General features: G+C 40.1%; 19 protein-coding genes. 14 read left to right on the top strand and 5 right to left on the bottom strand.

The window, feature by feature from the left end:
* Nucleotides 1-59 precede the first annotated feature (59 nt).
* The gene (locus VB693_RS10910) at nt 60-839 is read left to right on the top strand and encodes a PspA/IM30 family protein (protein ID WP_323266279.1); all 780 of its coding nucleotides are present in this window, start codon (nt 60-62) and stop codon (nt 837-839) included.
* A 112-nt stretch (nt 840-951) separates the two neighbouring features.
* Here the strand turns inward: VB693_RS10910 and VB693_RS10905 are convergent, their stop codons facing one another.
* Both VB693_RS10905 and VB693_RS10900 read right to left on the bottom strand, forming a co-directional pair.
* Nucleotides 952-1,440 (bottom strand): hypothetical protein, encoded by a 489-nt coding sequence (locus tag VB693_RS10905; protein ID WP_323266278.1) that lies wholly within the window; start codon nt 1,438-1,440, stop codon nt 952-954.
* Nucleotides 1,437-2,546, bottom strand: a complete 1,110-nt coding sequence (locus tag VB693_RS10900) for an AAA family ATPase (RefSeq protein WP_323266277.1) — start codon at nt 2,544-2,546, stop codon at nt 1,437-1,439. The genes VB693_RS10905 and VB693_RS10900 overlap by 4 nt, the downstream gene beginning before the upstream one ends.
* Before the next feature lie 266 nt (nt 2,547-2,812).
* On the opposite strand from VB693_RS10900, the gene VB693_RS10895 reads away from it, so the two are divergent.
* The 7 genes from VB693_RS10895 to VB693_RS10865 all read left to right on the top strand — a co-directional run bounded on the left by VB693_RS10895 (nt 2,813) and on the right by VB693_RS10865 (nt 8,521).
* Complete coding sequence (locus VB693_RS10895) at nt 2,813-3,148, top strand: thioredoxin family protein (RefSeq protein ID WP_323266276.1); 336 nt, start codon at nt 2,813-2,815, stop codon at nt 3,146-3,148.
* Nucleotides 3,149-3,191: 43 nt separating this feature from the next.
* Nucleotides 3,192-3,365, top strand: a complete 174-nt coding sequence (locus VB693_RS10890; RefSeq protein WP_323266275.1) for a hypothetical protein — start codon at nt 3,192-3,194, stop codon at nt 3,363-3,365.
* 47 nt (nt 3,366-3,412) lie between these two features.
* Entirely contained in the window at nt 3,413-4,675 is a 1,263-nt protein-coding gene (locus tag VB693_RS10885) for an LL-diaminopimelate aminotransferase (RefSeq protein WP_323266294.1), read from the top strand.
* 664 nt (nt 4,676-5,339) lie between these two features.
* A complete protein-coding gene (locus VB693_RS10880) occupies nt 5,340-5,942 on the top strand; it encodes a superoxide dismutase (protein WP_323266274.1) in 603 nt (200 codons plus the stop codon).
* Nucleotides 5,943-6,101: 159 nt separating this feature from the next.
* Complete coding sequence (locus VB693_RS10875) at nt 6,102-6,308, top strand: hypothetical protein (protein ID WP_190696076.1); 207 nt, start codon at nt 6,102-6,104, stop codon at nt 6,306-6,308.
* Nucleotides 6,309-6,469: 161 nt separating this feature from the next.
* Nucleotides 6,470-7,492 (top strand): phosphoribosylformylglycinamidine cyclo-ligase, encoded by a 1,023-nt coding sequence (gene purM / locus VB693_RS10870; RefSeq protein WP_323266273.1) that lies wholly within the window; start codon nt 6,470-6,472, stop codon nt 7,490-7,492.
* 342 nt (nt 7,493-7,834) lie between these two features.
* Nucleotides 7,835-8,521, top strand: coding sequence for a PHP domain-containing protein (locus VB693_RS10865; protein WP_323266272.1), 687 nt, complete (start codon nt 7,835-7,837; stop codon nt 8,519-8,521).
* 124 nt (nt 8,522-8,645) lie between these two features.
* Here VB693_RS10865 and VB693_RS10860 read toward each other — a convergent pair whose 3' ends face one another.
* The gene (locus tag VB693_RS10860; RefSeq protein WP_323266271.1) at nt 8,646-9,647 is read right to left on the bottom strand and encodes a cyanophycin synthetase; all 1,002 of its coding nucleotides are present in this window, start codon (nt 9,645-9,647) and stop codon (nt 8,646-8,648) included.
* A 538-nt stretch (nt 9,648-10,185) separates the two neighbouring features.
* Here VB693_RS10860 and VB693_RS10855 point away from each other — a divergent pair.
* The 5 genes from VB693_RS10855 to VB693_RS10835 all read left to right on the top strand — a co-directional run bounded on the left by VB693_RS10855 (nt 10,186) and on the right by VB693_RS10835 (nt 13,946).
* Entirely contained in the window at nt 10,186-10,422 is a 237-nt protein-coding gene (locus VB693_RS10855) for a hypothetical protein (RefSeq protein WP_190696069.1), read from the top strand.
* 188 nt (nt 10,423-10,610) lie between these two features.
* Entirely contained in the window at nt 10,611-11,513 is a 903-nt protein-coding gene (locus VB693_RS10850; protein WP_323266270.1) for a YihY/virulence factor BrkB family protein, read from the top strand.
* An 80-nt stretch (nt 11,514-11,593) separates the two neighbouring features.
* Nucleotides 11,594-12,127: a DUF421 domain-containing protein gene (locus VB693_RS10845; protein WP_323266269.1), complete on the top strand. Its 534-nt coding sequence runs from the start codon at nt 11,594-11,596 to the stop codon at nt 12,125-12,127.
* Between the two features lie 50 nt (nt 12,128-12,177).
* Nucleotides 12,178-13,473 (top strand): adenylosuccinate lyase, encoded by a 1,296-nt coding sequence (purB, locus tag VB693_RS10840; protein ID WP_323266268.1) that lies wholly within the window; start codon nt 12,178-12,180, stop codon nt 13,471-13,473.
* A 251-nt stretch (nt 13,474-13,724) separates the two neighbouring features.
* Nucleotides 13,725-13,946, top strand: a complete 222-nt coding sequence (locus tag VB693_RS10835) for a hypothetical protein (RefSeq protein ID WP_027402947.1) — start codon at nt 13,725-13,727, stop codon at nt 13,944-13,946.
* A gap of 39 nt (nt 13,947-13,985) precedes the next feature.
* On the opposite strand, the gene VB693_RS10830 is transcribed toward VB693_RS10835, so the two are convergent.
* Complete coding sequence (locus tag VB693_RS10830) at nt 13,986-14,825, bottom strand: SWIM zinc finger family protein (protein WP_323266267.1); 840 nt, start codon at nt 14,823-14,825, stop codon at nt 13,986-13,988.
* 4 nt (nt 14,826-14,829) lie between these two features.
* The gene (locus VB693_RS10825) at nt 14,830-18,003 is read right to left on the bottom strand and encodes a DEAD/DEAH box helicase (protein WP_323266266.1); all 3,174 of its coding nucleotides are present in this window, start codon (nt 18,001-18,003) and stop codon (nt 14,830-14,832) included.
* A 186-nt stretch (nt 18,004-18,189) separates the two neighbouring features.
* Between VB693_RS10825 and VB693_RS10820 the strand changes: the two genes are divergently transcribed.
* Nucleotides 18,190-18,579, top strand: a complete 390-nt coding sequence (locus VB693_RS10820; protein WP_323266265.1) for a hypothetical protein — start codon at nt 18,190-18,192, stop codon at nt 18,577-18,579.
* Nucleotides 18,580-18,756: the final 177 nt, after the last annotated feature.

The following is an 18,756-nucleotide window of genomic DNA, read 5'->3' as shown; positions in this document are numbered from 1 at the left end:
ATAGTAAAAAAGCGAACCACCCAACCAAGCGCGTAAACTTCACAAGGGAAAACAAAATTATGGGATTATTTGATCGGATTAAGCGAGTAGTCGGTGCTAATCTCAACGATTTAGTCAGTAAAGCCGAAGATCCAGAAAAAATGCTAGAACAAGCCATCCTGGAAATGCAGGAAGACTTGGTGCAGTTGCGTCAAGGCGTAGCTCAAACGATCGCCGCTCAAAAACGCTCAGAGAAACAATATAATGACGCTCAAAACGAAATTAATAAGTGGCAACGCAATGCTCAACTAGCACTGCAAAAAGGTGATGAGAACCTAGCAAGACAAGCTCTAGAACGTAAAAAAACTTATACCGAAACTAGTACAGCCCTCAAAACTAGCCTAGATCAACAAAGCACCCAAGTTGAAACCCTCAAACGCAACTTAATCCAACTAGAAAGCAAGATTTCTGAAGCTAAAACCAAGAAAGAAATGCTCAAAGCTCGGATTACTACCGCCAAAGCCCAAGAACAACTGCAAAACATGGTAAGCGGTATGAATACCAGCAGTGCCATGTCAGCCTTTGAGCGAATGGAAGAAAAAGTCTTAATGCAAGAAGCCCGCGCCCAATCATCCGCCGAACTTGCAAGCGCAGACTTAGAAACCCAATTTGCACAACTAGAAGCTGGTAGTGATGTTGATGATGAATTAGCAGCAATGAAGGCATCTTTAGCACCTGCAACCCCAGTCAACCAACCCCAACTACCTCCACAACAAGAACAACAATCCACTGCACCTAAATCTAATGATGTGGTTGACAGTGACTTAGAAGCCCTACGCAAGCAATTGGATCAAATGTAATACTTGCAACATAGTAATTATAGCTAGTCCCACGCCTCTCGGTTGTGGGATTTTGTCTTTTAGTCATTAGTCAACTGTCATTACGCAAAACTTCTTTCCCTCATCTCCTTACCTAATTAAACAGAAATGGCTTGACAGATGAAATCATCCGATTCAACTCGATTCTATTGTGTTGGAGAAGATTATGCTCCCATAAGTGATTCTTGTTTTCTGAGCAATCTAGTGCAAGAGCTTCCCCGATACCTTCAAAATCTTTTCTCATGTCTCTCCTTAAATTTTCTGGTTCAGACAGCACTCCAATCACGAATACTCTATCAATTAGATCCTCTGGAATCTGATTCTGTATATAACTCAATCGTGTTTGCGGCTGCTCATCAAAATCAATCAGCAAAATAATCATCCGTTTTGAAAATTTTCGCATTTCAGGGACATGAACTACCGTGAATTGCTCCAAAACCTTTTGCCAACCCCTAGCAGGTGGCAAGACTTGAATAGCTCGATTGTTAAGGTTGGGATCAAGAATAAATCCGTTGGCAATCTGGCGATTAGCATCGTCTTCCGGTAAGACAAAAATGTGCGGCTGGTATTTATTGATGCTCATAGTTCTATATCGCCACGAATCAAGGCATCTACGAGATCACCTTGAACAGAAATATCACTGAGCCGTCTGACTAAAGTTGGCTCTAAGTGATTTTTTCGCTGGAGAACTAAGGTATTTTCATCGGAAGATTTGCGGATGGCTTCAGGATTATGAGATGTCACCAAAATTTGACCACTAGCTTTAAATGAGCGTCTCAGTGATGTGACAAAATGCCCAACCTCCGATAAAGAGAGATAGTTGTCAGGCTCATCCCAGAAACAAAAAAGTGGCCCATAGAATTTGTTAGCAGCTAAAACAACAGCGCAAAGAAAAAAGCATTTCTCCCCGTCAGATAAGTCTTTAAATTCAACACTAAGATTGGCATGATTGACTTCAAACCGAACAATCATGCTTTTAGAGTCTTTGCCAATCTGTTCATTCAGAAAATCCTGAATGTCAGGCATAACTTCTCGCAGATATTTGTCAACCTGTGTGTAAGCAGCAGGATAACGACTCAGTAATCCAGAAATCCACTCCCCAAAGTTTACAGCATCACGCCTTGGTTCTAAAGTTTCACCGTTGGAGTCTCCTGTCATCAAGCTGGGAATTGGGGCTAAAATAATTATCCGAGCTAGCCAAGTCTTGAAGATACGAAGGGGGTCAGTTTCAGATTGCTCCTGAATTACTGGCAAGGCGACAAGATGCCAATCTACTAGAAATTGAGCTTCTCGATTTTGTACACTATTATGAAGAGTAACTTGGGCTGCTTTGCGCGAGTATATGGGTTCTCCTCCAACTAGTAATCGCTCTTCCAAAACTCGCAGTTCTTTAAATTTTTCTGGCAACTCTAAAGCCAATATATATATATATATTTTATTATTCAGTAATACTTCTATTTCAAAGCGGATGGGAACATCAGACCTACCACGAACAAAATCTTTTGACTGAACCAGTTGCCCAACTCTATTTATACCTCGACCGATGGACTGAAGTACTTCTAATGCAATGGCAATAGTTGATTTACCTGTACCATTTTTTCCAATCAAGAGAGCAGATGACATCCCTTTTATGGGCAGTTCAAAGTTTTCTAGGCATCTGAAGTTGTGTACATATAGTCTTTGGAGCATAAAAAAATGATTCCCAGGAGTGGAAACTGAAAGAACTTTTTGATCTACCTAATTCGTAAATAAGCGTTGCCACGAATATCCTGATAATTCGGGTACTTTACTGATATAGACGGGGATTAGCTACATATTAGATGACAATAACATCCTGCTCACCAATCGTTAACATTAGCAAATATCTATGCAATATAGACTAGGGACTGTTGACAACTTTGGGATACAGTAATTTGTGTGCCAACTTTGATCGATGCCAACTAATGGAGACTGCAATGAGTAAGGGTGTAATCACCATCAGCGATGCTGAGTTTGAAACTGAAGTGTTGCAAGCCGAGCAACCTGTATTAGTTTACTTTTGGGCTTCCTGGTGTGGGCCTTGTCAACTGATGTCGCCACTGATGAATTTTGTTGCTAAAACTTATAGCGATCGCCTGAAAGTTGTGAAACTAGAAATAGATCCTAATCCTGTCACGGTGAAACAATACCAAGTAGAAGGTGTCCCAGCCCTCAGACTGGTTCAAGGCGAAAAAGTCTTAGTATCTGCTGAAGGGGTGATCGGCAAAGAGAAATTACTCAATCTCTTGGATACGCACTTAAATAATAATTAGTTCCTAGTCCATAGTCTTTAGTCTATAGTAACGACGGTTGACTATGCCAATTTTAGATTTTGCGGAAAGTTCTGTAGGCGGGTTTCCCAACCTAGGAACGCCACTTGATACAAGCCGGGAAACCCATCCAACGCAGTGGCTCAACTTTTCAAGACGGATTTTGGATTTTGGATTGCTTCTTTCTAAAATCGCCAATCTAAAATTTAAAATTGATTGACTAATGACTAATGACTAATGACCATTGACTAATGACTAATGACTAATATGCAATTTGCCCAACGTTTACAACCCCTGCAATCTAATGTATTTGCTGATATGGATAGAGCTAAGTCATTGGCTCTCTCAGCAGGGAAAGAGTTAATTGATTTGTCCCTGGGGTCTTCTGATTTGCCAGCTGAAGCCCACGTCATTGAAGCGATCGCGCAATCTCTCTATGACCCTAGTACCCACGGCTACTTGCTGTTTAACGGTACACGGGGGTTTCGGCAAGCGGCTGCTAATTGGTATGAACAAAAGTTTGGGATCAAAGTTGATCCTGAAACTGAGGTACTGCCTTTAATCGGTTCTCAGGAGGGTACTGCTCATTTACCTTTAGCTTTGCTCAATCCTGGAGATTTTGCCTTACTACTCGATCCTGGCTACCCTTCCCATATGGGCGGAGTCTATTTAGCTAGTGGGCAAATCTACCCTATGCCCTTGAAGGCTGAAAATGATTTTTTGCCTGTGTTGAGTGATATTCCTGCTAATGTTTTAGCCCAGTCGCGGATGATGGTATTGAGCTATCCTCATAATCCCACAGCCGCGATCGCACCCTTATCTTTCTTTAAAGAAGCCGTTGCCTTTTGTCAGCAACATAATATCGCCTTGGTTCACGATTTTCCCTATGTAGATTTAGTTTTTGAGGAGACTGAGGACAAATCAATTCAAAATTCAAAATACTCCTCCGGAGAAGCAAGCTACAAAATTCAAAATGAAAGAACGTTTGAGACTGGGGACTCGGAGAAAGCCCTTGTGCCTTCGATTTTGCAAGCTGACCCCGATAAAAGCGTCTCAATAGAGTTTTTCACCCTTTCCAAGTCTTACAATATGGGCGGTTTCCGGATTGGTTACGCCATCGGGAATGCCCAATTAATTCAGGCTTTACGGCAAGTCAAAGCAGCCGTTGATTTTAATCAGTATCGGGGAATTTTAAATGGTGCGATCGCAGCTCTCACAGGCCCCCAAGCCGGAGTGCAAACGGCTGTGAATAGATTTCGTCAACGTCGTGATGCTTTTATCAATGCTTTACATCGTATAGGTTGGTATGTACCCACACCCAAAGCCACAATGTACATTTGGGCGCAATTGCCATCTCCTTGGAGTCAAAATTCTGTAAAGTTTTGTACCCAGTTAGTTCAACAAACTGGTGTAGCTGCTTCCCCTGGTGCTGGCTTTGGCAAATCTGGCGAAGGATATGTTCGTTTTGCCCTAGTCCATGAACCTGCTGTACTAGAAACCGCCGTGGAGAGAATAGCCAAGTTTCTCTAGTTTTATGAGTGGAAGGGGAGACAAGGGAAGAGGGACAAAGTAGACAAGGGGGAGCAGGAGGTATGGGACTTCCCAGTAAAAAAATATCCCGTCGCTTTTATTTCAGAAATTGGATAATTTATTTTTTGGAGTTCCTTTAGGTAGCAGAAGAACAGAGGAGAACAAATTACATAGGTAATCTCACAGTGGGAAGGCATTTGTTACAAAAATTCGTATTACCAAATACATCAAAATATAGCGTCTAATCTTTCATGATTTTTTTATTAACAATAGTTGCATTGCTAAATGTGCTTTACCTGAGTAATCTTCAGATAATACCTGCAATAATGTCTTCATAAACTGGCCTTACCAAATTTTATAGGGACTTGTAATATTAAAAGTTTTAGATTATTGTCCTGCCTACTGCCCTCTACTACCTACCTCTTACTTTAAATTACTACATCTAGGATGTATTAGCTTTTTTTATTTATCATCATAAATTCTTGGTAATTTAGCTTATTTAAAAATTACTTGGGCTGAATATTCACTTTGGTAGTAGAATTACGATGTTAAGTTTTATATCCTAAGTATTAGGGACATAAAACGGCTAGGCGCAAAACCTGTAACTTTGTACGCTGCCGTAATAGGTTTTAACTAGAACACAGTAAAGAGAGGACTTGACAAAATGGCATTCACACAACCAGCGTTACCTTACGACTTTAATGCTCTAGAGAACTATGGCATGAAAGCTGAAACCTTCGAGTATCACTATGGTAAGCATCATAAAGCTTATGTAGATAACCTTAATAAGCTGACCGACGGTACAGAATTGGCTGATAAATCCCTAGAAGAAGTCATTCAAATCTCCTTTAAAGATTCTTCTAAAGTAGGAATTTTCAACAACGCTGCCCAAGTCTGGAATCATAGCTTCTTCTGGAATTGTTTAAAACCCGCAGGCGGTGGCGCACCTACCGGTGAACTGGCCGCTAAGATTGAGAAAGACTTTGGTAGCTTCGACAAATTTAAAGAAGAGTTTTCTAACGCTGCTGCAACTCAGTTCGGTAGTGGCTGGGCTTGGTTAGTTGATGATGGTGGGACACTCAAAGTAATGAAAACACCAAACGCAGAAAACCCTCTAGCTCATGGCAAGAAGGCAATCCTAACCTTAGATGTTTGGGAACACGCCTACTACATTGACTTCAGAAATGCTCGTCCAGGATTTATCAAAAATTTCTTGGATCAATTGGTAAACTGGGACTTTGTTGCTGAAAATCTAGCTAAAGCCTAATTTACCTTAGTAATCTTTTGAGATGTTGCTAATATTTCTATAAATCAACAGTCACGACTAAATATCGTGGCTGTTTTGTTCTCTAATTGGCGTGGATAGCGATCGCATCCTCCCATAATTTAATATTATGTTAAATAAGTATTGCAACAATTATTACAAATGAATAGCAAAGAACTCGCACAATACATGGAAGCAACCAATAGTATTGCCAAACCCTGGCTATTGGTACAGTTGCGGCTGAAAAAACTCCAAGAACGCAAAGCCACCATTTCAGAAGATACCTACGCTAATGAATTAGCAGATATTCACCAAGATTTAATGAATTTAGGTGAATGGTGGCGTGGTATTGAAGAAGAAGTTTTTTAATAGGTGACAGGTGATAGGTGACAGGTGATAGGTGACAGGTAACAGGTGACAGGGAATCGACTTGATTAAGAAGCGTTTAGTCATTAGCTCCATCGACTATTGACTATGGACTAATGACTATGGACTAATGACTATGGACTAATGACTAATAACTAACTCTTATGGATTATCGGGATGCAGGGGTTGATGTAGAAGCTGGTCGAGCTTTTGTAGATCAAATTCGCAATTTGGTTCACAGCACTTTTAGACCAGAAGTGCTTGGTGGACTGGGTGGTTTTGGTGGTTGTTTTGAACTTCCAGGCGGTTACAAACAACCTGTATTGGTTTCTGGGACTGATGGTGTGGGGACAAAGCTAAAAATCGCCCATATTCTCAACCGTCACGATACTGTGGGGATTGATTTAGTTGCTATGTGTGTCAATGATGTGTTGACATCAGGGGCTGAACCATTGTTCTTTTTAGATTATGTCGCCACAGGCAAACTAGATAAAGAGCAGCTAACTCAAGTAGTGGCGGGTATCGCCTCTGGGTGTAAGCTGGCGGGTTGTGCTTTGTTGGGAGGAGAAACAGCAGAGATGCCTGGTTTCTACCAAGTTGGTGAGTATGATTTGGCTGGTTTCTGTGTAGGAATTGTGGAAAAAAGCCAAATGCTCAACGGTTCGCAGGTAGAAGTTGGAGATGTGGCGATCGCACTTGCTAGTTCTGGGGTACACAGTAATGGTTTAAGCTTAGTTCGTAAGGTTGTCAGCGATGGGGGCTTTAGTTGGGACGACACACCAGAATTATTAGGTGGTGCAACTATCGGCGAAGCATTCATACAACCTACACGCATCTATGTCAAACCTGTTTTGGCTGCACGGCAAGCAGGCATAGAAATTCACGGAATGGCACATATTACAGGCGGTGGCTTGCCGGAAAATTTACCTAGGTGTTTGGGCAAAGGTCAATCTATTAAAATTAACCCTAACAGTTGGATGATTCCCCCGCTTTTTCAATGGTTAGCTGAAGCTGGGTCTGTAAGTGCGGAAGCAATGTATAACACTTTCAATATGGGCATTGGTTTTGTACTGCTCATCCCACCCCATCAAGTAGAACAGACAATTAAATTCTTTGAAGCAGAGAATATTCCCGCTTTTGTGGTTGGGGAAGTGATGACTGGTGAAGGTATATTGACAGGATTGTGAAAAAGTTAATTTTGATACCATAATTCAGAGGCATTACTAGATTGGTAGGGCGTGATAGCTCTACCAAAAACAGGATTTAGAGATAATTTACACAGTATTTATCTATGTATCTAAAATAAAAATATTCAAAAAATTGTTACTGATACTTATGAAGGCGATTGGATATACTCATGACCGTAAGCATTTAGATTTGCTAACGTAGTCTTAACATATTGAAAAAATCTGACTGATAAAACTGAGAAAATAGCTGTTCAGCACTAACTAAAGGTGCTGTTAAATGCTCATTTCTGGGTGTGGCGTGTTGGTGTGTCAGGAATCACGTATTTTTATTCAGAGAGGGTTATGGTAGTAAATTTTGCCCGGACATCTGCTTCTAGTGAACTTCTACAGCAAGTTTTCCAGAATATAGATGCCCAAAGTTGTCCGAGATTATTTAACTTTCATATGCACACTGTCTACTCAGACGGTAGATTACAGCCAAGTGTGTTGATGGAGCAAGCGATCGCTATTGGCTTAAACGGCTTGGCGATTACCGACCATCATACTATTGGTGGCTATGAAGTGGCAAAGGCTTGGCTAGAAGACTGGAAATGGAATAATCCCGGCGCAACCACTCCGCACCTATGGAGTGGTGTAGAAGTGAACGCCAATTTATTGAATGTGGAAGTTCATATTTTGGCCTATGGTTTTCAGCCAGGACACCTGAGTATGAGACCTTATTTACAAAGAAAGGTGACTACTGATCAGGAATATGAAGCAGGTAACGTGATTGCGGCGATTAAAGCATCTGGGGGATTGGCTGTATTAGCGCATCCTGCACGTTACAAGCGATCGCACCTTGACTTAATTCCGGCAGCCGTGGAATATGGGATTGATGGTGTAGAAACATTCTATGCTTACAACAACCCCAACCCCTGGAAACCCAGCGTCAAAGAATCACAGCAAATACAACAACTGGCTCAAGAATATGGGCTGTTAAATACTTGTGGTACTGACACTCACGGTTTAAACCTCCTGCAACGTCTGTAATTAGGGTGTAGGGGTGTAGGGATTAAGGAAATGATGATGTTTACGTTAATTTTATAGTCATCACTCATTCTTTGGTTAAAAACCTATACTTGTTAGTCCCCAGTCCCCAGTCCCCAATCCCCACTTAATTCTGATTGTTGTAATCTTTTTCTAATGCCTGAAGAATCTTGAGATATAGCTGTTCAACTCTTTGAATTTGGACATCTCCTATTGACGCATAGTGAGTTAAGCTAGGCGAACCATTAACTTCGATAATGACATAATCTACCATTGGTCTGGTTATATCATGGGTCATAATATCCAAACCTATTAATCTTAAGCCCATATCTTTAGCGACATTTAAAGCTAGTTTTTGAAAGTCAGGATGGATGCTTTCAGTGACATCTATTGCTTCTCCACCACTAGATAAATTAGCGTTGTCTAAAATATGGATGATTTTACCATGAGGAATAATACTGTTAAAATTGAGATTCTGCCTTTTTAGTTTGCGTTTGATGCGGAAATCATCAAAATCTATAATTTTTTTTCTACCGCTTTGTATAAAATTTTCTTGCTTTTGTTGAAGTAGCTCTAAAATATTAGATTTACCATCACCGATCACAGATAAAGGTAGTCTTTGATAGGCTGCTATTACTTCATTCTCTACGACTACAATTCTATAATCTTTACCTACATAAAATTTCTCTACAATTAACCCTGAATTAATTCGCAATATTTTTTTAACTACTTGATAATACTCTGTTTTATTATGAACTTTAGTAACTAATTTTCCCTGACTGAGATTAATTGGTTTAACGATTACAGGAAATCCTAAACTTTGAGCATATTCAAATCCAACATCTATATTTCTATCATTAGCAATCTTTTCACAAAATTTATGGCTAAAAAATGTTTTTCCTTGAGTAACTTTATATCCAAAATGCTTGAGAAAAAAATTAGAATAACCTTTATCTTTTGCTATCTCGGCTGATCCAAAACCATTAATATTTAATTTCGTAGTGCTAAAAAATGCTTTATGCCCGTTTTTAAAAGTAATATGTCCAACCAATTGATATTCTGGGTCTATGACGACTACTGCACCTATCTGGGGTGCAATTTTTTGAATTATTGACGTTACTAATGGCATTTTATGTTTTAAAAGTATAATTTATTGCCCAGATTGTAACTAACCTACCACTATCGGTCAACTAATAGGTGATTTTGGGTTGACGAAAGTTACGATTTTTAAGGTTGAGACGTAGCATCGTTACAGTTTATTATTTAGTAACATTTTCTTCATAAAGAAACATTTGATTAGTTCTTGATGATGCAGATAAACTTGTTTCTAAAAAAAATAGCCTACTCAGTATGATTTAAGACAATTAAATTTGTTTTTTTACTAGTATGTGCTGAATTCTATAAACTTATACCAATAATTCCAAAAATTATTAACTAAACTTTTGAGCAAAGATATAATTTCTCCTTCTAACCTTTACAAGCAAAGATTTTGAAGTTCATACTGAATAGGGATTTCCAAATTAGTTAGTCTAAAATATAGCACTCGGTGTTGACAATTTATAAATAATCGAATAACAAGGTGGCAGCACTATAAAAAAGGAGCTAGTGAATTTCTGTAAGAGGATTCACTAACGCCTTTACTGAAACTTAATACGGTTAAGATAATCATGCCACAAAATACTGAATACAAAGCACCAAGCTCTGAAACTCAACCAAAGGATTACAAACAACGCCTAAACTCGTGGGCAATTGCACGATTACTTCCTGATGCCAGTCGTGAAATTGTGGCGCGTTTTCGTAGTCGTTATGACGCAGATGGTTACATACAGCATCTGAATCAAGTAGTCCCAAATGCTTCCTTCATGGTGGTTTTTGATTGTCAGCCTCAAGAAGCAGCGATTTAGAGTGTGATTAGTTTAAAAGCTAAGAGTAAAGGGGTATGGGGGTGCTTCTATTTTTGGGTTAAATGAGTCTAAAATTATGCCTTAAGAAAGCTTTATAAGTACCTTGGGGAAGATGCCATTACTGAGTAAATCAGTATCCAATATATCATGGCAAAAAGTGGCATCTTATTTCCAGGGAGACTGATTTAATGAATTTACAGGCGATTTGGCAACTTTTTCAGGAAGCATTTAGAGAATGGAATGAGGATCAAGCTTCGCGCTTGGCGGCTGCTTTGGCTTACTATACGGTCTTTTCTATCGCACCGTTGCTAATTATGATAATTGCGATCGCTGGTGCAGTGTTTGGTGAAGAGGCCGCCAGAGGTGAGATTGTTAACCAAATTCAAAGTGTAGTTGGTAGACAAGGGGCAGAATTCATCGAGATCGCCATTCAAAATGCCAGTAGGCCACAGGCTGGAACAATCGCCTCTGTAATTAGTGTGGTAGTGCTGCTATTGGGTGCGACTGGTGTATTTACTGAGTTACAAGATTCCCTCAACACGATTTGGGAAGTAAAACCCAAACCAGGACGTGGTGTGAAGAATATCATTCGCAAACGTCTTTTATCCTTTGCGATGATCTTGGTGATTGGCTTTTTGCTGTTAGCTTCTTTAGTAATTAGTGCAGTATTAGCAGCAGTCGTGAATTATTTTAGTGGAGTATTACCAGGGATTGGTTTTCTCTGGCAGATACTGAGCTTTGTTATTTCCTTTGCGATCGCTACAATCATGTTTGGGCTAATTTTTAAAGTGCTACCTGATGTGAGACTAGCTTGGAGTGATGTGTTAATCGGTGCTAGTTTGACATCACTGTTATTTTCTATTGGTAATTTTTTATTAGGAAAATATTTAGGTAGTAGCAGTTTTGACTCGGCTTATGGTGCGGCTGGTTCACTGGTAGTTCTTCTGATTTGGGTTTACTATACTGCCCAAATTCTGTTTTTTGGGGCTGAATTTACGCAGGTGTATGCGAGGAAGTACGGTAGACGTATTGTCCCGAATCGTAACGCTGTTTCTATCAATGAGAAAACTTCAGCTAATCAACGAGAATAGAAAACAGTTCTGAGCGTTGAGTAGAGACGCGTTGACTCCTTGTGACTTCCGCGTAGCGGTACAAGCCTCTTTTTTATACGATGGATAAATGGTTTTATATTGATTGGCGTGCGGTTTTTGTTCCTAGTATCAGCGTACTGGAATTAGTAGTACGTGGGTCTCTAGTTTACCTAGCTCTGTTTTCGGTATTACGATTATTACCTAGCCGACAACTGGGAACTTTAGGAATTACCGATTTACTTGTCGTGGTGCTATTTGCTGAAGCTGCCCAAAATGCCATGGCCAGTAACTATACATCGATTACGGAAGGAGCGATTTTAGTAGGAACGGTGATTTTTTGGAGCTACTTTCTCAACTGGTTAGGCTACCAATTGCCTGCTTTTCAGCGATTTCTTAATCCTTCGCCCATGCTGTTGGTAAAAAACGGTCAGATGATGCAGCGTCATCTTCAACAAGAACTGATTACAGAAGATGAATTGATGAGTAAGTTACGTCAGCAAGGTGTGGAATTTTTAAATGATGTGAAGTTGGCATATATGGAAGCCGACGGTAGCATCAGTATCATTACACATGAATCAAAGACTAACTCCATCACCCCACAAAAAGGCCATTGAGAAGGGGTAAATAGACTGTAGAATATGACAGTTGTATTCTGCCGCGAACGTTGATTGAGCGTTATACTTTGCCCGAAATGGGCAACCTGTGGACTGAATCTTATAAGTTAACAACCTGGCTTCAGGTAGAGATTGCAGTTTGTGAAGCCCAAGCTGAATTGGGCTATATTCCGTCTGCGGCTGTTGAGGAAATTAAAGCGAAGGCGAATTTTGATCCGCAACGGGTGTTAGAGATAGAGGCGGAAGTCCGCCATGATGTGATTGCTTTTTTGACAAATGTCAATGAATACGTAGGCGATGCAGGACGTTACATTCACCTGGGATTAACCAGTTCAGATGTATTAGATACGGCTTTAGCATTGCAAATGGTTGCTAGTCTGGATGTTTTAGCGCAACGCCTGGAAGATTTAATTCAGGTAATTCGCGAAAAAGCACGGGAACATCGTTATACAGTCATGGCCGGCCGATCGCACGGGATTCATGCTGAACCCATTACCTTTGGGTTTAAGCTGGCTGGGTGGTTGGCGGAAGTGTTGCGTCATCAAAAACGGCTGCAAATTCTCCGGGAAACCATTGCAGTCGGGAAGATTTCTGGCGCGGTGGGAACTTATGCCAATATTGAGCCGAGAGTAGAAGCGATCGCTTGTCAAAAATTGGGACTCCAACCGGATACCGCTTCGACACAAGTTATTTCGCGCGATCGCCACGCCGATTATGTGCAGCAATTAGCCTTAGTCGCCGCCTCCATTGAACGCTTTGCTGTAGAAATTCGCAATCTGCAAAAAACAGACGTTCTGGAAGTGGAAGAGTTCTTCTCGAAAGGTCAAAAAGGCTCTAGTGCTATGCCTCATAAGCGCAACCCCATCCGTTCCGAACGATTGACGGGGATGGCGAGATTAGTGAGAAGTCATGCTGGTGCAGTTTTAGAAAACGTCGCTTTGTGGCACGAACGGGACATTTCCCACAGTTCCGTAGAACGGGTAGTTCTCCCAGATGCTTGCATTTTGACCCACTTCATGCTCAAGGAAATCACCGAATTGGTGAAAAACCTGCTCGTCTACCCAGAAAACATGGCGCGGAATCTCAACTGCTATGGTGGGGTGGTATTCAGTCAAAAAGTGCTACTAGCCTTAGTAGACAAGGGAATGAGCCGTGAAGAAGCATATGCGATCGTCCAACAAAACGCTCACAACGCTTGGAACAAGCCAGAAGGAAACTTCCACGACTTGATTACCCAAGACCCCCGTGTAACTCAAAAGCTATCACCAGCAGAAATTGCTGTATGTTTTGACCCTCAGCAACATCTGCGTCATTTAGATGAGGTTTACCAAAGGTTAGGAATTTAGGCAAAAAATATGAGAGGTTAACATCTGTTAGCCTCTAAGAAGTTGTTTGAAAAGTCGGAAGAGATATGAATCAATTCAAAATTCAAAATTCAAAATGAAGACTCTTGAGAATTAGAAAGAGAGACAGATGAGATAGTGTATCAATTGTATGGGTTAACAGAGGAAGAGATTCAAATAATTGAAGATAGTATAAAACAGAAAAAACTAGCAATTGCTATAATAAAAATAGACTAATTAACATTTAATTTATAATGGAAAACATTACCATTCAAGTTGACCCAGAAATTGCCAAAGCGTACCGAGAAGCAGAACCAGAAAAACAGCAAAAAATCCAAATATTTCTGAACATAATGCTGCAAAAAGCAGTCAGTCAAAAACCACTCTTAGATATCATGGAAGAAGCGAGTCAACAAGCAATTGCTAACGGAATGACCCCAGAGATTTTAGAATCAATTCTCAATGATGAAAACTAACCGTATTATGAAGTACGGAATGTGGGATCAAACAACCTCTTACATTAAATTCTGATTTTTAGTTTTCACACGTTGATAAAGTTCCTCCATCGTCTCAAGAAAAGAATTATCTTTCCGCCAAAAAGCTGGAAAATCACCTTCTTTTTTCACCAAAATCGCTGATATACCGCTATCATTGGCGACTTCAATAGTAGAAGGTAAACGTTTTGTCCCTAACCAAAACTCTCTTAAATTTGGCTTTTCACTCACAGATTGTTTTTCTAACTTTGGATAAAAAGATTTGCTAGGTTCAATAGTTAACTCTTGAGAATCGAATACTGTAGATAGTGCTTTACCCAAAGAAGAATCCGCTAACTTTGCTTGTAATTCTGCTTGCGAGAGTCCCCGCAATTCAAATAATAAAAATGGGTTGTTATCCAGTTGAGAAGCTACTAAATAATATACTCCAGCTATATGCTTGCAAGGATTGGCATAATCTGGACAAGAACATTTAGTTTTGAAGTCCTTACTACTATGGGGTAATAAATGTAACCCCATTTGGGAGAAATTTTCTTCAATATTTTCAGGGACTTCATTCAGCAACAACCGGGAAACAATGCTGGCTTTAGACGAAAGGCTTTTTATCGCTTCATTCCAGCGAGTTTTGGCAATTGGGGTAATTTCAATGACTATATTATATGTAGGTTCTTTGTAAACACCAAAGTAGGGATTAACTGAACCTCTAACTTGAGCCGTGATAATATTTTTATCAATTGCAAAACTTTTAACTTTACCACCACGAGCATAAGAACGTCCCCTTTGCAGGCGGCTATCATCAGTAAAATCTTCTAGTGCTTTGATAAAGCGATCGCCCCACCAAGTTCTGCTAAACTTATTCATATATTTACTCCAAAATTGTGCTTTTATTCAGGGCAATTAGTTGTTTAAAGGCTTCGTTATCTAATTCTGTCAGCCAAGATTCATCACTTCCCACTACTGCGGAAGAAAGTTTTTTCTTATCTTCAATCATTTGGTCAATTTTTTCTTCTAAAGTTCCAATCGCCACAAATTTATGGACGAAGACATTCTTTTTCTGACCAATCCGAAAAGCGCGGTCTGTAGCTTGGTCTTCCACGGCTGGATTCCACCAACGGTCAAAATGGAAGACATGATTGGCTTTCGTTAAAGTGATACCAACACCACCTGCTTTTAAGGAGAGAACAAAAACAGATGGTTCTGTATCGGGATTTTGGAAATCATTAATCATTTGTTCCCGACGTTGGCGACTTGTACCACCGTGTAGGTAGTAAGTATTGCAATGCAGATTGTGTTTGAGATATTTTTCTATTTGTTCGCAGACTTCTGTAAATTGACTAAATATGAGCAGGCTTTCACCCTCAGAGACAGCCTCATCTACCATTTCTACTAAGCGCGAAAGTTTATGCGATCGCTCCGGTAAAAATTCGCTACTATCTTGAAGGAACTGTCTGGGATGATTGCAAATCTGTTTCAATTTCATCAGTGTGGAGAGAATTAAACCTTTGCGCTTTATTCCCTCGGTTTCTTGTAATTTCTCTTCCACATCTTTGACTACTACTTCATATAATGAAGCCTGTTCTTTCGTCAGGTTAGTATAAAGTTTTTGTTCAACTTTATCTGGCAAGTCATTAATAATAGATTGGTCTGTTTTGACGCGCCGTAAAATTAAAGGTTCAACCAGTTTCTTTAAGGTAGTTGATTTAACTTTGTCGTTGTCCTTCTGAATGGGAATCTCGAAGGACTTCCGAAATTGTGCTTCTTTACCCAAGTAACCAGGATTGAGAAAATTAAAAATAGACCACAAATCAAGTAAGCGGTTCTCGACTGGTGTACCGGTTAAAGCTAGTCGGTGTTTAGCGGAGAGTTTGAGAATAGCTTTAGTCTGCGCTGCTTTAGGATTTTTAATATTTTGCGCCTCATCTAAAACTAGGCGTTGCCATTCAATACTACCCAGGAGTTTTTCATCCTTGCGCGCTAGGGTAAAGGAGCTAATGATCACATCATACTGTTTACAGGCGGCTTTAAAATCGGCAGAGTCTTGCAGGCGATCGCTACCATGATGCACCATAGTTTTTAAATGGGGTGCAAACTTGGCAATTTCTCTTTGCCAGTTACCGACAACGGAAGTCGGCGCGATTAATAATGTGGGTAGTTGGGAATTTTGGCTATCTTTCTCCTGGACTAATCTAGCAATTACCTGCACAGACTTACCAAGTCCCATATCGTCTGCCAAACAGCCATTTAATCCCAATTTTTCTAAATATTGCAGCCAAGCCACACCCCGCTTTTGATATTCTCGCAGGTTGCCTTGCAGATTTAAGTCTTCAGAAATCGGTTCTAACTGACTTTTATCTTGCAACTTCGCCATGATTTCTGATAAACCTGCGTCATACTCAATTTCCCATTCGTCCCCTGCTTCCGCGCTGCGTTGCATGAACTCCAGTAAGCTCATTTCCGGCTGTTCATCGCCGTGGGATTGCCAAAATTCTAGTAACTGCTGCATTTTATCCCGGTCTAATTCCATCCATTGACCGCGAAAATGCACTAGCGGTGCTTTAGCATTAATTAACTGTTCCCACTCTTGGGGTGTGACAGGCTGTTCACCAATTGCTAATTCATACTGATACTGCACCAGTGAGTCTAAACCAAAATAGCTTTTGCTTTCACCTTTAGTTGCAGCCTGCTTGCGGCTTGATGCTTTGAGGCGAACTTTTGCACGCCGACGACCAGCCGGAGTATACCAAGCTGGGACAATCACCTTAAATCCTGAGTCTTCCAACACCCAAGCACTATCTTTCAGGAAATCAAACGCCTCTTCTAAAGTTAGCTGCATTCCCGTGGGAGAGTCCGTTTCCAAACCTTGCCAAAGTTTGGGATACATCCGTGCTGCATACCCTAAATTCAGTAGTAAATTAGTATCAAAATCCTTACCAAATTCTTTGTTTACACCAGTTTTGGTTTTTTGGTTCATCGTCCAGTAATCAGCCAAAGCCAGCTTTAAAGAAGGGTCTTTTTTACTGGATACCAAAAATTGCATCTGCCAATTGTCTATTTGTTCCGCCGTGGGAGAGTGCAATTGGAAACACAGATGAAACGGTGAATCAGCTTGAGTACGGATAATTCTATTTTTCCATGCCAACCATTGCTGATATTCTTGGAGAACAGTATAAGTTCTGAGTGGGTTGTGTTTTTGAGGATAAAGACAATAATAAATCAGAGAATCAGCAATTTGTTTGTCAAAAGCGGCTGTAGAGGGTGTATTGGTAACTAAATTGTTGAGGAGACATTCAGAAAAGTGACGTAATAGAGTTTCCTGATCAAAAAATTCTATATTATCGCTCTGTATAGTATTTCCTGCCATACAAATCAGGGGCATATATTCAATATATTTTTGAATATTGGCTTCGTATTGCTCAGAAATAATTTCCCACCCAGCATATATCTCAAATTCCTGTGGTTGTGGGGACTTACTTTTTTTCTTAGTTGTTTTAGCTGCCGCTATAGGTCTATATTTTAGAGACGGAATATATTGGTCTTTGAGAATTATTTGTCTAAATTCTTGAGTGTAATGATACCAAAATAATAAATCTGATCCTAGTTGAAATTCATTAGCATTGTACAGAGCTAAAAAATGAATATCTTTGAGTGATTTAATAATATTAATCGCTGTTACTGATTTGAGAGAGCCAACCGTTTCATAACAAGTTACTTGCCAATATTGAAACTCTTCATATTCTTCAGGAACTTCGATTTCTAGATACTTGATTAATTCTGGTGAAGGTAAAGGTTGATTATTAGCTGTGGGTAGGGCAAAATATTGGGTAGATATGCGTTGTTTTAATTGTAATTCGCGTTCTTTAAAACCTAAAATTCCCGTTAAAAAAGAGATTAATTCCTCTGAAGATAGATGTCCAGGGTGAGCTTGTGGATGAGTATGCTTTTTTTTACTTATAGGAGTTTCTACCCATAGGTAAAACGAACCAGACTGCATAAAATCTGATGCTGTATTTGGTATCCACGAGCCATGCAGGACTTTCATCTAAACCTCCCTTGGAGTCCTACCCGTTACTGAAGGGTTAGGTGATGTTATTAAGAATATTGGTGTTTGTGGACTTTTTAGAAAGTGTCACACTTTCCCATTACTTTACCAAAAACTAGAAACTTTTTTACATCTAGTTTAGTCACTCTCTTGTATCAACTTGGTAGGTAGTGTTGAGGAGCAAGTATGAATAGAGCAATTATTGCCAAATCAATCATCACATCAATAGGATGTTTAGCTTTATTCGCTCCTAGTCCCGCAGCAGCGCAAATCATCCCTCAACCTTGGGTTTCAGTCGGCGGTAAAGATGGGGATACCACCTATGCTGTCGGCGCGAGAGCTGTGAATTTAGGTGTAGAGTTAGGTGTTGGCCCTGATGGTGCTACAGGGGTAGATGTGCTGAGATTTTTGAGTTTACCAGTATTTTCCCCTTATGTGGGAGTGGGATATTATTCTGAAGATAAAGGCGTGGCTTTGTCTGGTGGTATGCAGGTAAATGCAGGCGATCGCTTCTTCATCGGTGCTGGTTATAATTCTGTACGGGGAGTCAATGGACAGTTGGGAATCCGATTTTAACCACCAAGGCGCGTAAGCAAGCTGGAAGTATGAAGCAACTAGGGACAAAGGAAAAAGCATCAAAAATCTGTAGAAGTCTCCGCTAGCAACGAACTCTGAGATGTAGAGACCCATAGTTCATTAAATATGGCTAAGTACAAAATACTAAATCTACCTTGGAAACACTCCGCTTTCCTC

Origin of the sequence: Anabaena sp. UHCC 0399 (assembly GCF_034931465.1) — a bacterium.
Lineage (GTDB): Bacteria > Cyanobacteriota > Cyanobacteriia > Cyanobacteriales > Nostocaceae > Trichormus > Trichormus minutissimus.
This window is presented reverse-complemented; position numbering and strand designations above follow the sequence as displayed.

Excerpts from the sequence above, each read along its gene's own strand:
- VB693_RS10910 (WP_323266279.1), top strand. The coding sequence starts at position 60 with ATGGGATTATTTGATCGGATTAAGCGAGTAGTCGGTGCTAATCTCAAC.
- VB693_RS10905 (WP_323266278.1), bottom strand. The coding sequence starts at position 1,440 with ATGAGCATCAATAAATACCAGCCGCACATTTTTGTCTTACCGGAAGAC.
- VB693_RS10900 (WP_323266277.1), bottom strand. The coding sequence starts at position 2,546 with ATGCTCCAAAGACTATATGTACACAACTTCAGATGCCTAGAAAACTTT.
- VB693_RS10895 (WP_323266276.1), top strand. The coding sequence starts at position 2,813 with ATGAGTAAGGGTGTAATCACCATCAGCGATGCTGAGTTTGAAACTGAA.
- VB693_RS10890 (WP_323266275.1), top strand. The coding sequence starts at position 3,192 with ATGCCAATTTTAGATTTTGCGGAAAGTTCTGTAGGCGGGTTTCCCAAC.
- VB693_RS10885 (WP_323266294.1), top strand. The coding sequence starts at position 3,413 with ATGCAATTTGCCCAACGTTTACAACCCCTGCAATCTAATGTATTTGCT.
- VB693_RS10880 (WP_323266274.1), top strand. The coding sequence starts at position 5,340 with ATGGCATTCACACAACCAGCGTTACCTTACGACTTTAATGCTCTAGAG.
- VB693_RS10875 (WP_190696076.1), top strand. The coding sequence starts at position 6,102 with ATGAATAGCAAAGAACTCGCACAATACATGGAAGCAACCAATAGTATT.
- purM (WP_323266273.1), top strand. The coding sequence starts at position 6,470 with ATGGATTATCGGGATGCAGGGGTTGATGTAGAAGCTGGTCGAGCTTTT.
- VB693_RS10865 (WP_323266272.1), top strand. The coding sequence starts at position 7,835 with ATGGTAGTAAATTTTGCCCGGACATCTGCTTCTAGTGAACTTCTACAG.
- VB693_RS10860 (WP_323266271.1), bottom strand. The coding sequence starts at position 9,647 with ATGCCATTAGTAACGTCAATAATTCAAAAAATTGCACCCCAGATAGGT.
- VB693_RS10855 (WP_190696069.1), top strand. The coding sequence starts at position 10,186 with ATGCCACAAAATACTGAATACAAAGCACCAAGCTCTGAAACTCAACCA.
- VB693_RS10850 (WP_323266270.1), top strand. The coding sequence starts at position 10,611 with ATGAATTTACAGGCGATTTGGCAACTTTTTCAGGAAGCATTTAGAGAA.
- VB693_RS10845 (WP_323266269.1), top strand. The coding sequence starts at position 11,594 with ATGGATAAATGGTTTTATATTGATTGGCGTGCGGTTTTTGTTCCTAGT.
- VB693_RS10835 (WP_027402947.1), top strand. The coding sequence starts at position 13,725 with ATGGAAAACATTACCATTCAAGTTGACCCAGAAATTGCCAAAGCGTAC.
- VB693_RS10830 (WP_323266267.1), bottom strand. The coding sequence starts at position 14,825 with ATGAATAAGTTTAGCAGAACTTGGTGGGGCGATCGCTTTATCAAAGCA.
- VB693_RS10825 (WP_323266266.1), bottom strand. The coding sequence starts at position 18,003 with ATGAAAGTCCTGCATGGCTCGTGGATACCAAATACAGCATCAGATTTT.
- VB693_RS10820 (WP_323266265.1), top strand. The coding sequence starts at position 18,190 with ATGAATAGAGCAATTATTGCCAAATCAATCATCACATCAATAGGATGT.